A 12,683-nucleotide genomic window follows, 5' to 3' on the forward strand; every position below is an offset into this window, starting at 1 on the left:
ATTATGCCTTTTTTAATCTTATTTTTATGACTGTCCCTACATTTTCTTTAGAGTCAATGAAAAACTCTCCACCCATTTTTTCTATCAAATATTTAGCAACGGCAAAACTAAAACCTAACTTTTCAGTATCTAATTTTTCAAGTTTGCCTTCTTCATTAAATTGTGACAAAAATGGCTCTGTGAGCTCTTTTAGTTTTGAATCGGGCATACCTATTCCTGTATCTTTTATAATTATTTCAAGACAATCCGGTAAATTTGTCACTTTAAAAAGAATTTCGCCTCTATTTGTGTATTTTATTGCATTATCAATAAATTGAGTTAGTGCTCTTAATAAATTTTTCTCATCTGCAATTACTTTAGGTAGATTGTCATCAGATTCATAAATAAAAATTACTTTATTATTATCTGCAATAAGTCCTTTGCCGACAGAAACAATAGATTGGTAAATGTTTTCAAAAGATACAGGTTCAGGTTTGATTTCCGTTATATCGGTTTCAAGTTTTGCTATATTTAAAATATTGTTTATCAAATTAAGTAATCTTTTACTTGATTCGTGTATAACCTTTACCATCTCTTTAAAATCACATGAATTAGGGTCGTAATCATCTGCTGTCATTATGGTTGTAAACCCTATTATAGCATTGAGTGGTGTGCGTAATTCGTGAGATACGTTAACTAAAAACTTTCCTCTGTAATCGGAAATTTCCTGAAGCTCTTTTCTGGATTTTATCAGCTGTAAGTTTAATGCTTTTAATTCTGCATTTGAAGTTTCAATCTCATTCATGGTTTCCTTGTTTAGTGCTAACATCTTTTCATGCTCTTGTTTTAAATTTTCAAATTCAAGAACGCAGTGGCTTAATTCATTTTTTACTTTTTTGTATTTATTTAGAGAGTAAAGTGCAAACACACCAACTATAATTGATTCAAAAATAATTACGGCTGATAGCAGTGAGTAGAATTGATTATAAATTAAATACATTATAAAAAAAACGTTTAGAACAGCCAGAAACACAACAATAAGGAAATTTACTAAGTTTAACTTAAGTCCTTGACTATTTCTCATAATTTTAATATATAATTTAAATATAAATAAAATGCAAGGAGTTAAAATGAGTTATGGAGCTAAATTAAAAGATATTAGAAAAAAATTAGGTATGACCCTTGAGGATATTTCTCAAAAAACTGGATTTACTAAGAGTTTTATCAGTCAAATTGAGAATGGTAAAAACTCCCCGTCTATATCATCACTAAAAAAGATTTGCTACGCTCTGGGCACAACTATTAGTGAGCTCTTTGAAGATGAAAGAAATATCGTGCATAAGTTTACTGAAAATGACTATAAAATTCTTAAAAATAAAAGTCTTTCAATGGCTTTTTTGGCAACAAAACTTGTTAACAGAAAGTTAGAGCCAATGATAGTTGAGATAGACCCTCACTCTGAAACCGGCTCAGATTATTATAGACATACCGGTGAAGAGTTTGGTTATGTTATAAAAGGTGTCTTAACTGTTGTTATTGGAAATGAGGAGTATGTATTAAAAGAGGGGGAATCAATTTATTTTAGTTCAAACTTACCTCATAAGCTTAAAAACAAGACTGATGAAAAGTTAAAAGCTTTTTGGGTGGGTACACCGCCAAGCTTTTAATGTAAGTTTAATTAGAAAATTGAATTTTAGATTGACAAACTAAACAAATATATATATTAACCCCTTGGATGCAACAGAAGTGCATACCTTTTGAGTTTTAACATAGAATAAAGTATGCTTGGATCCGGCAGGACCGAGACATGGAGACTGTTATAGATGACAACTACAGCCTTCCGGTTATGCCGGGAGGCTTTTTTTTGTATGGAGGTCAAATTTGAGTAAACATGTCGAAATAAAAAAAATAACTGTCAATCACATTAAAAGAATGAAGAATAATGAAAAGATAGCATGTCTTACTGCATATGACTATTCATCAGCAAAACTTCTCGATGAAAGCGGTATTGATTTGATTTTAGTCGGTGATTCGCTGGGTATGGTAATGAATGGATACGAAAGTACAATACCGGTTACAGTTGATGAGATTATATATCACACTAAGTCGGTTAAAAGAGCTGTTAAGAGAGCATTTCTTGTGGCAGATATGCCTTTTGGCAGTTATCAGGTTTCAGATGAGCAGGCAATAATTAATGCTGTTAGGATTATTAAAGAAAGTGGAGCAGAAGCTATAAAGCTTGAAGGTGGAAAAGAGATTGCACCTTTAATTAAAAAGCTTTCTACAATGGGGATAAACGTAATGGGGCATATAGGGCTTATGCCACAGCAGGTTTTAGCTCACGGGGGTTATAAGATTCAAGGTAGAGATAATGATGAGAAGCTTTTGGAAGATGCATTTGCTATTGAAGAGGCCGGGGCTTTTTCTATTGTCCTTGAGGGTGTTATAGCCGAAGTAAGTAAGAAAATAACTGAAAGTATAAAAATTCCAACAATCGGTATTGGCGCTGGTGTCAATTGTGATGGTCAGATTTTGGTTTTTCAGGATATATTTGGGATATTTGATGATTTTACACCGAAATTTGTAAAACAGTATGCGAGAGTTGGCAATGTTATAAGGGAGGCTACAAAAAATTACATGTCTGATGTAAAGGTGTCCATTTTTCCTGAAGAAAAACACTCTTTTTTGAGGTAGCAATATGATAGTAATAAATAAAATTGAAGATTTAAGAAAGATAATAAAAAAAGAAAAATTGGAAGGGAAAAAAATTGGTTTTGTCCCTACTATGGGTTATTTGCACGAAGGACATTTGAGCCTAATTAAAAAAGCTAAATCTGAAAACAGTATTGTGGTTTGTAGTATATTTGTAAACCCTACTCAATTTGGACCTAATGAGGATTTGGAAAAATATCCACGTGATTTTGAGAGGGATAAATTTCTTTTAGAAAAGGAAGACTGCAATATTCTTTTTTATCCAACTGTTCAGGAGATGTATCCTGACGGATTTTTCACAAAAGTTTCTTTAAATGTTCTTACTGGTAAACTTTGTGGTAAAAGTCGACCGGGTCATTTTGACGGTGTTGCCACTGTAGTGACGAAGTTGCTAAATATTGTGGCTCCAGATAATGCATATTTCGGATTAAAGGACTATCAGCAACTTCTTGTTATTAAACGGGTTGTTAAAGATTTAAATATCGACACAAATATAGTTGGTTGCCCTATTGTGAGGGAAAAGGACGGGCTTGCCTTAAGTTCCAGAAATGTTTATTTAACAGAAGAGCAAAGAGAGTCTGCACTTTCTTTAAATAAATCATTTTCCCTTGTAGAAGGGATGCTTTTAAAAGGGGTCAAGGACGCAAATAAAATAAAAAAAGAGGTAATTAAGTATATTGAAGGGTTCCGCTTTACTAAGATTGATTATGTTGAAATTGTGGATCCTGAAACACTTGAAACTATAGAAGAGATAAATGGTAATTTTTTGATGGCATTGGCGGTTTTTGTAGGGAAAGCAAGACTTATAGATAATAATGTGTTTACAATAAATTAGGGGTGAAATATGAAAAGAGAGATGTTTAAATCAAAAATTCACAGAGCTACAGTTACAGATGCAGACCTTCATTATGAGGGTAGTATTACAATTGACAAGGATTTGATGGACTTAGCAAATATTAAGACTTATGAAAAGGTGGATATTTATAATATTACCAACGGTGCCAGGTTTTCAACTTATACTATTGACGGCAAAAGGGGGGGCGGTGAAATTTGCTTGAATGGTGCTGCTGCTAGGATGGTACAACCCGGAGATATGGTTATTATTGTTTCTTATGGTCTTTACGATGAAGAAGAGTTGGAGAATCATAACCCAATTGTTATACAGGTGGACGAAAAAAATAGACCTATCAACAAAGATAGGGTATTAGCATAATAAAGATTTTTTAATAAGGGGATAATTGTTGCTAATAATTATCCCCATTTTACTTAGATTATACTTAATACTTAACGCTTAGAACTAAATTTGGACCTTGAACATTCTTAAGGCTTAGCATTTGATACGAAAAAATATGTAGATGCAAAAAAGTAAGGTGACAGCAGTTGATAAGGCATTTACAAATTTAAATTTCTATCTTATAATTTTCAAAAATCGGAGGGTTAAAATATGGCAGATATCAGTCAATTTGTTGGTTTTAAGTTAGGCTCTGAAAAATATGCTATAGATATAATGGTAATTGAAGAAATTTTAAGAAAGACAGAAATTACTCCTGTTCCAAAAGCTCCAGATTTTATTGAGGGGATAGTAAATATTAGGGGTAGAGTTATACCTGTTGTTGATTTAAAGAAAAAGTTAAATTTAGGAACAGTAAATAACTCTCAAACAAGTAGAATTATTATAGCAAATATTAATAATAAAAAAATTGGTTTTCTTGTAGATGAAGTAGAAGAAGTCTTAAGAATAGAGAAAAATTTAATTGAAGATGCACCCGCCCTTGCAGTAAATATTGATTCTAACTATATAAACGGCGTGGCAAAAACTGACAAGGGTATGATTATACTTTTGGATATTACTAAAGTTTTCTCACCTTATGAGCAGAGACAATTTAATTCTATTTAATAGATGGACTATATAAGTGAACTGAAAAAAAGGATATTGCTATTAAAGAAAAATCCTTCTCCTCTATATCATGATACTAAAAATACTCTAAACTCTCTTCTTTTGATAGTTAATAACATTGATAAAAATCTTGCAACTAAAATATTACAAGTATTAGAATCCAATAATTTTAAGGCAGCAGTACTTGATGAACTGATTTCTGATTTATATATAAGTCTTGTTTCTCAGGATAATAAATCTAATTTATCTGTATTGAATTTTCCTGTTGATAAGATAAAAGGGGTAGGTGAAAAGTTAAAGGCTAATCTGCACAGTATAAATATAAAGACCGTAAACGACTTGCTTTTATTTTTCCCGAATAAATACGAATATGTGTCTTCTAATAATTTTGGCAAAAAAATACTTACGGGAAAATATTTTTCACACGAGTACGTAAAAACAAAATTTGGTAAAAATTACCTTTTTGTCATCTTCCAAGGTGAAAATGGTGAACATTTTTCAGGAGTATGGTTTAATTACAGTAAAAAATATCCTATTCCTTTTTTACAAAGTAGTAATAATCTCTCTCTTTACGGTGAAGCTAAGAATTTTAGGGGACTTCAAAGTATTGTTCATCCGGAATTTATTGATACAACTGAAATAGATAAAATAAGAGTTAAATATCCTGTAGGGACTAAAATAAAAAATAAAATATTTTGTAATTTAGTTAAGAATACATATGAGAGTTATTTTGAATATTTGTATGAAAGTCTTCCAGAATACATTTTAAGGAAGTATGGTTTTCCTGAGATAAAGCAGGCATTGAAAGGGATACATTTTCCAGCTGAGCCAGAAAATGTCAATGAACTTAACTTGTTTCAATCTATTTATCATAAAAGATTTATTTTTGAAGAGCTTTTTTATCTTCAACTAGGTTTTGCTGTTAAAAAACATAATTATCAAAAAAACAAAGGGATAGAATTCAAAATTGAAAGGAGTTTTTTAGAAAGAATCAAGCCGTTTGTACCTTTTAAACTTACAAATGCACAAAGAAATGTATTGCGTGATATTTTTAATGATATGAAAAGTCAAATCCAAATGAACAGATTAATTCAAGGGGATGTCGGTAGCGGAAAAACTATAGTTTCATTTATTGCCGCACTTGTTGCTATATTAAACGGCTATCAGGTTGCTGTTATAGCTCCTACTGAAATTCTTGCAGAGCAACATTTCAACAATTTTAATAAGTTGATAAATAACAATTTTACAAGTGCATTGTTGACGAGTGCAGTTAAAAAGTCAGAAAAAGAAAATATAAAAAATTTTATTAAAAACCACGAAATTGATTTTGTTTTTGGAACGCATGCAATTATACAAGAGGATGTTGTTTTTAATAAGCTTGGTCTTGCTATAATAGATGAGCAACACAGATTTGGTGTGCTTCAAAGAAAAGCTTTATCAGATAAAGGGTTAAACCCTGATATTCTTTTGATGAGTGCTACTCCGATTCCAAGAACATTAGCCCTTACTCTTTATGGCGATTTGGATATTTCGATTATTGACGAACTTCCTCCGGGAAGAAAGACAATAATAACAAAAGCTTTAAGCGAGCATAAAACAGATGTTGCTGTACATGCAATTAAGGCAGAACTAAATAAAGGGAATCAAGCTTATGTCGTTTATCCTTTGATTGAGGAAAGTGAGGTGATGGACTTAAAGGCGGCAACAATTGGATATGAAAAATTTTCTAAGATTTTTGGGGTTAAAAATGTTGGCCTTCTACATGGAAAAATGAAAAGTTTGGAAAAAAAGGAAATTATGGATAGATTTAAAAATAAAGAGATTAAAGTCCTTATCTCTACAACTGTTATTGAGGTTGGGGTTGATGTGCCTGATGCTACGATTATGGTAATTGAAAATGCTGAAAGGTTTGGTATTGCTCAACTTCATCAGTTAAGGGGTAGAATAGGGCGAAGTGACAAACAGTCTTATTGTTTTCTTATTTATAGTGAAAAAGTTAATGATGAAGGTTTAAAGCGTATTCGGGCGATGGAGCAATATAATGATGGCTTTAGACTTGCAGAAATTGATCTTGAAATGAGGGGACCCGGGGATTTTTACGGGGTCAGACAATCAGGGTTACCTTCTTTTAAATTTTCAAACATTATTAGAGATGCTAAGATACTGGTAGAAGCTAGAAAAGAAGCTTTGGAAATTATTCAAAATGACCCTTACCTTGAAAAGCCTGAAAATAATATATTAAGGCAGGTGCTTAAGGAAAAGTGGAAAAAAGAGATAGAATTAATACAAATCGGATAAATTAATTGATATATCTTTTTTGATGTATTATAATTTGTTAACTAAACTAAGGAGGAGCCGATGCAGTTACTAAAACTCACCGAAGAACAGCTCAGAAATATTTCAACAGGCATAACCATCCAAAGGGCTGAGAATTACGTGGGAAAATTTTTTGATTGCAAGATTGAAGATAATGTTTTGAAAGGGAAAATCAGAGGTAATCATGGCGTCTATGATGTTAAATTAAAAATAGACACTGACCCGCTGTCTTATGAATGTCAATGTGAAACTTCGAAGGAAATGTTTTGTAAGCATGCTGCAGCATTGGGCTTAACTTACATTTATACACCTTGGGTTTTTGAAAGTAATAAAAAAATTAAAAGAGAAAACATAAACAGCCCTGAAGAGCTTCAATTTTATTTAAGAACCACAAAGCTTAAAACTCTATTGGAAGACCTAAAGAAATGCTGTCTTGGTGTTGCTCAACTTTCTGATATCACAGGTATTTCAGTTCAGCAAATTTCTGCTATTGTTAAGGATGATTCGAGCGGGAAATTCCATACGCTAACAGCTCCCCTAAAGTTGGCGTGTTTGTATCTGATAGAAAAAGGTGTAAACTCAAAATAGTCAAAAGAAGCAGAGAAATCTGCTTCTTTTTTTATGTAGTTGCCATAAAGTTATGAAGTGTATGTTGACATTTTCGCTTGTTATTTCAATTAACATTTGTTAAAAGCTTACAATTTGCTTTTTGTTTGGAGGATATTGTGCCTAAAAGAGAAGACATTAAGAAGATTTTAGTAATAGGTTCAGGTCCGATAGTTATCGGGCAAGCTTGTGAATTCGATTATTCTGGAACTCAGGCTGTAAAAGCATTGAAAGAGGAAGGGTATAAGGTAGTGTTAGTTAATTCAAATCCCGCTACCATAATGACAGACCCTGAGTTTGCTGATGCAACATATATTGAGCCGATTCATTGGGAAGTTTTGGAAGCGATCATAAAAAATGAAAGGCCTGATGCCATATTACCTACGGTTGGCGGACAGACTGCTCTTAATGCAGCCCTTGATTTACATAAAAGGGGCATTCTTGAAAAGTATAATGTTGAGCTCATAGGTGCTAATGCGGATTCCATAAAAAAAGCTGAAGATAGAGAATTATTCAAACAGGCGATGTCAAAAATTGGTCTTGATATGCCAAAAAGCGCGTACATTCGCAGTTTTGAAGAAGGAATGTCAGCAATTGATTCAATAGGATTTCCTGTAATTATAAGACCTTCATTTACGCTTGGAGGGACTGGTGGTAATGTTGCATACAATATGGAAGAATATGTAGAATATCTAAAGTGGGGGTTGGAAGCTTCTCCTGTTGGTGAGATTCTTGTAGAAGAATCTATTATAGGCTGGAAAGAGTATGAATTAGAAGTAATGCGGGATTTAAAAGATAACGTAGTAATTATTTGTTCTATAGAAAACTTTGATCCTATGGGGGTTCACACAGGGGATAGTATTACAGTAGCACCTGCACAAACTCTTACCGATAAGGAATATCAAATACTTAGAGATTCAGCTATAAAAGTAATGCGTGAGATTGGTGTTGATACGGGCGGTTCAAATGTTCAGTTTGCTGTTAATCCTGAAAACGGTAGACAGGTTATCATAGAAATGAATCCTCGAGTTTCTAGAAGCTCTGCCCTTGCATCAAAAGCAACAGGTTTCCCTATAGCCAAGATTGCGGCAAAACTTGCTGTAGGTTATACATTAGATGAAATACCAAACGATATTACCAAAAAAACACCGGCATCGTTTGAGCCTACCATTGACTATTGTGTAGTTAAATTTCCGCGTTTTACTTTTGAAAAATTTCCAGGCACTGATGATACTTTGACTACTCAAATGAAATCGGTTGGAGAAGTGATGTCAATAGGAAGGACATTTAAGGAAGCTCTCCAGAAATCTCTAGTATCTCTTGAAATTGGTAAGTCAGGATTTGATGAAATATTTGCAAAGGATGATTTGAATAAACCTGAAGTTAAAGAAGAGATAATTCATTATTTAAAAAGGCCTACTGATAAAAGGATGTGGTATATCGGTGAAGCATATAGAGCTGGCTTTAGCATAGATGAAGTTCATGATTATACGAAAATTGATAAATGGTTTTTAAATAAAATTTATGAAATAATAGGCTATGAGGATATTATAAAAAAACTTGGTTTAGATAATATAGATGCTGATACATTAAGATTGGCAAAGGAGATGGGGTTTTCCGATAAAAGATTATCTAAATTATTAAACTGTACAGAAAAAGATATTGAAGTAAAACGCAATGATATGAATATAAACCCTGTATATAAAAGGGTTGACACTTGTGCTGCTGAATTTGAATCATTCACCCCTTATTTATATTCAACATATGAAGATGAGTGTGAAGCAGAAGTCACAAACAAGAAAAAGGTAGTTATTCTGGGTGGAGGCCCAAACAGGATAGGGCAGGGGATAGAGTTTGACTACTGTTGTGTTCACGCTTGTTTTGCACTATCTGAAATTGGATATGAGACGATTATGGTTAACTGTAACCCTGAAACCGTAAGTACGGACTACGATACATCAGACAGACTATATTTTGAGCCTCTAACCAGGGAGCATGTGCTTAATATTATAAATAAAGAAAAACCGATTGGTGTTATTGTTCAGTTTGGTGGTCAAACCCCATTAAAGTTAGCAGTTCCGCTTGAAGAGGAGGGTGTGAAGATCTTAGGTACATCTCCTGATAGTATTGATATAGCTGAAGACAGGGAAAGGTTTAAAATATTAATAGAGAAACTTAATTTAAAACAACCATCAAACGGCATAGCTAAAAATGCTGAGCAAGCCTTTGATATTGCAAAGAAGATTGGGTATCCTGTAGTTGTTAGGCCATCATATGTGTTAGGTGGCAGAGCGATGGAAATAGTTTATGATGAAGATTCATTGAAGAAGTATATGAAGTATGCAGTTGAGGCCAGTGAAGAACACCCGGTATTAATTGATAAGTTTTTGGAACATGCGATGGAAGTTGATGTAGATGCAATAAGTGATGGTGAGACTGTTGTAGTTGCGGGAATAATGCAACATATTGAAGAAGCCGGGATTCATTCTGGTGATTCAGCTTGCTCTATTCCAACAAGATCAATTCCTGAAGGCATTATAGATATTTTGAAAAAGCAAACTATTGCTATAGCAAAGGAACTAAATGTAGTGGGGCTAATGAACATTCAGTATGCAATCAAGAATGAAGATGTTTACTTATTGGAGGTTAATCCAAGAGCCTCAAGAACAATTCCATATGTTAGTAAAAGTATAGGTATTCCTTTGGCAAAATTGGCATCAAAAGTAATGGTTGGGTATAAGTTAAAAGATTTAGGATTTACAGATATTAAGCCGTTAACTTACTATACTGTAAAAGAATCAGTATTCCCTTTTGTAAAATTTCCTAATACTGATGTCATTTTAGGCCCGGAGATGAAATCAACCGGAGAGGTTATGGGGATTGATACAACGTTTGGGAGGGCTTATTTCAAGGCCCAAATGGGAGCAGGGAACAAACTGCCTACTAAAGGTAAGGTGTTTATCAGCGTAAAAGATAGTGCCAAAGAGCAGATTTTACCAGTTGCAAAAAAACTCCATGAAATAGGGTTTGAAATAATAGCCACAAAGGGGACACATAAATATTTATATGACAACAATATAGAAAGTAAATGTATATTAAAGGTTCAAGAAGGGCGTCCAAATATTGTAGATATGATTAAAAATAGAGAGGTTGCCTTTATAATAAATGTGCCGGAAGGTAAAAAGTCAAGGCTTGATGCTGATTCAATGAGAAGAGCAATGTTGAATTATAATATCCCATTTGTGACCACAGTAGAAGCTGCTGAAGCTTCAGCAAACGGTATTAAGCAGTACATTGAATCGGGAATCACAGTTAAGTCTATACAAGAATATTACAAGTAGAGAAGTAGCATATGAAAGGGAAAGTAGTTAATAATTTGATGTTAAATGATAAGTATTATCTTATGGAAATAGAGAGTGAGGAGTTTGTAAGCAAAGCTAAACCTGGGCATTTTATGATGGTAAAGGCTCAGCAGTACGACTATTTATACGATCCTCTCTTAAGAAGACCTTTTGGGGTGTGTGATATAGAACGGGGAAGGTTTAAAATTTTATATATATTAATCGGTAAGGGTACAAATCTTCTTTCTCAGGTTAAAGTTGGATCATATATAGAATTTTCAGAGCCACTTGGTAATACATTTAATTTTAATAATGAAAAAACAGTTGCCCTTGTTGGTGGCGGGGTAGGGATAGCCCCACTTTTATTTTTGGCAAAATATTTATATAACCAGGATGTTTTGGTTGATTTATATTATGGCGGAAAGACGGAAGATGATATTCTATTAATTGATGAGTTTAAAAAATACTGTCAACATATTGAAGTAACGACAGAAAATGGAAAAGTAGGTAAAAAAGGAATTGTGACATTACCTCTCTCAGAAAATATAAAAAAATATGGAAAAATATATGCATGTGGTCCAAAAAGGATGCTACAGGCAACATCTGAGCTTGCCATAGAGCATAATATCCCAGTAGAAGTTTCTCTCGATGAGCGTATGGCATGCGGCATGGGGGCATGTCTTGGCTGCCTTGTTTATGTTAAAAATGATAAAGGTGAAATTGAACAAAAAAGATGCTGCGTAGAAGGGCCAGTATTTGATGGCGCAAGAATTGTTTGGGAGTAGAAAATGAGTAAATCTCTTGAAATAGAAATATGTGGGGTAAAATTTAAAAATCCAATTATAACCGCAAGTGGCACTTTCGGATATGGGATTGAGTATGCCAGATTTATAGATTTAAATCGGTTAGGAGGTATTTCGGTAAAGGGGATCTCCCTAAAAGAAACTAAGGGGAATAAAATGCCCAGAATCATGGAAACAAATGCCGGAATGCTAAATGCAATAGGGCTTCAAAATGTTGGTGTTGAAAGGTTTATAAATGAGAAGCTTCCTTTACTTAAGAAGTATGATACGAGAATAATTGTAAACTTTTGGGGTAAGTCTATAGAAGAATATGTTGAAGTAGCGAGAATACTAGATGAAAGTGAAATAGATATGTTGGAAATGAACATATCCTGCCCAAATATAAAAGAGGGTGGCATAGCTTTCGGGACTGACCCTAAAATGACCTACTCAGTTGTATATGAAACAAAAAAAGTAATCAAAAATAAGCCATTAATAGTGAAACTATCACCAAATGTAACAGACATAAAGTTGTTTGGTAAAGTAGCAGAAGAAGCAGGAGCAGATGCAATAAGCGCTATAAACACTCTTCTTGGAATGGCAATAAACATAGAGACCCAAAAACCATATATTTCAAATATTACAGGAGGTCTTAGCGGGCCTGCCATCAAACCGGTCGCTATAAGAATGGTATATGAGCTTTATAAAACAATTAGTATACCAATAATTGGTATTGGTGGAATTATGAATTATAAGGACGTAGTAGAATTTTATTTAGCGGGTGCTTCAGCTGTGCAAATAGGTACGGCAAATTTTGTAAACCCTGAAATATCAATACAAATTGTTAAAGAATTAGAAGATTATCTCAAATCTAAAAGTATAGATAAAATAACTGATTTGACAGGAAAGGTAATAGTTTAGATACATTAGTATTAAGTAATAATTGCTAAATTAAGGTTTGACCATTAAATTGCAAAGCTTCTAAAACCAATACAATCTCTTTAGTCAATTTATTTTTATCCGAAATCTAAAGTTCATTGTTCACGATTT

At 33.2% G+C, this 12,683-nt stretch carries 11 protein-coding genes; 10 read left to right on the forward strand and 1 reads right to left on the reverse strand.

Annotation, left to right across the window (positions count from 1 at the left end; translation table 11 throughout):
• Position 1: 1 nt before the first annotated feature.
• Positions 2-979 (reverse strand): sensor histidine kinase, encoded by a 978-nt coding sequence (locus LF845_RS04045; RefSeq protein WP_242819720.1) that lies wholly within the window; start codon positions 977-979, stop codon positions 2-4.
• A gap of 130 nt (positions 980-1,109) precedes the next feature.
• Between LF845_RS04045 and LF845_RS04050 the strand changes: the two genes are divergently transcribed.
• The 10 genes from LF845_RS04050 (at position 1,110) to LF845_RS04095 (ending at position 12,554) form a co-directional block, all read left to right on the forward strand.
• Positions 1,110-1,646 carry a cupin domain-containing protein gene (locus tag LF845_RS04050; RefSeq protein ID WP_242819721.1) on the forward strand — a complete coding sequence of 179 codons (537 nt, stop codon included), beginning with the start codon at positions 1,110-1,112 and terminating at the stop codon, positions 1,644-1,646.
• A 214-nt stretch (positions 1,647-1,860) separates the two neighbouring features.
• On the forward strand, positions 1,861-2,673 hold the full coding sequence (panB, locus tag LF845_RS04055) for a 3-methyl-2-oxobutanoate hydroxymethyltransferase (RefSeq protein ID WP_278252156.1): 813 nt from the start codon (positions 1,861-1,863) through the stop codon (positions 2,671-2,673).
• 4 nt (positions 2,674-2,677) lie between these two features.
• Positions 2,678-3,526 (forward strand): pantoate--beta-alanine ligase, encoded by an 849-nt coding sequence (gene panC, locus LF845_RS04060; RefSeq protein WP_242819722.1) that lies wholly within the window; start codon positions 2,678-2,680, stop codon positions 3,524-3,526.
• 9 nt (positions 3,527-3,535) lie between these two features.
• A complete protein-coding gene (panD, locus tag LF845_RS04065; RefSeq protein WP_242819723.1) occupies positions 3,536-3,904 on the forward strand; it encodes an aspartate 1-decarboxylase in 369 nt (122 codons plus the stop codon).
• A gap of 231 nt (positions 3,905-4,135) precedes the next feature.
• Positions 4,136-4,588, forward strand: coding sequence for a chemotaxis protein CheW (locus LF845_RS04070; protein ID WP_242819724.1), 453 nt, complete (start codon positions 4,136-4,138; stop codon positions 4,586-4,588).
• 3 nt (positions 4,589-4,591) lie between these two features.
• Positions 4,592-6,886 carry an ATP-dependent DNA helicase RecG gene (recG, locus tag LF845_RS04075; protein ID WP_242819725.1) on the forward strand — a complete coding sequence of 765 codons (2,295 nt, stop codon included), beginning with the start codon at positions 4,592-4,594 and terminating at the stop codon, positions 6,884-6,886.
• 60 nt (positions 6,887-6,946) lie between these two features.
• A complete protein-coding gene (locus LF845_RS04080) occupies positions 6,947-7,492 on the forward strand; it encodes an SWIM zinc finger family protein (RefSeq protein ID WP_242819726.1) in 546 nt (181 codons plus the stop codon).
• Between the two features lie 137 nt (positions 7,493-7,629).
• Complete coding sequence (gene carB, locus LF845_RS04085) at positions 7,630-10,851, forward strand: carbamoyl-phosphate synthase large subunit (RefSeq protein ID WP_242819727.1); 3,222 nt, start codon at positions 7,630-7,632, stop codon at positions 10,849-10,851.
• Positions 10,852-10,862: 11 nt separating this feature from the next.
• A complete protein-coding gene (locus LF845_RS04090; protein WP_242819728.1) occupies positions 10,863-11,636 on the forward strand; it encodes a dihydroorotate dehydrogenase electron transfer subunit in 774 nt (257 codons plus the stop codon).
• Between the two features lie 3 nt (positions 11,637-11,639).
• Positions 11,640-12,554, forward strand: a complete 915-nt coding sequence (locus LF845_RS04095) for a dihydroorotate dehydrogenase (RefSeq protein WP_242819729.1) — start codon at positions 11,640-11,642, stop codon at positions 12,552-12,554.
• The last annotated feature ends 129 nt before the right edge of the window (positions 12,555-12,683 follow it).

The organism is Deferrivibrio essentukiensis, from assembly GCF_020480685.1.
GTDB classification, from domain to species: domain Bacteria; phylum Chrysiogenota; class Deferribacteres; order Deferribacterales; family Deferrivibrionaceae; genus Deferrivibrio; species Deferrivibrio essentukiensis.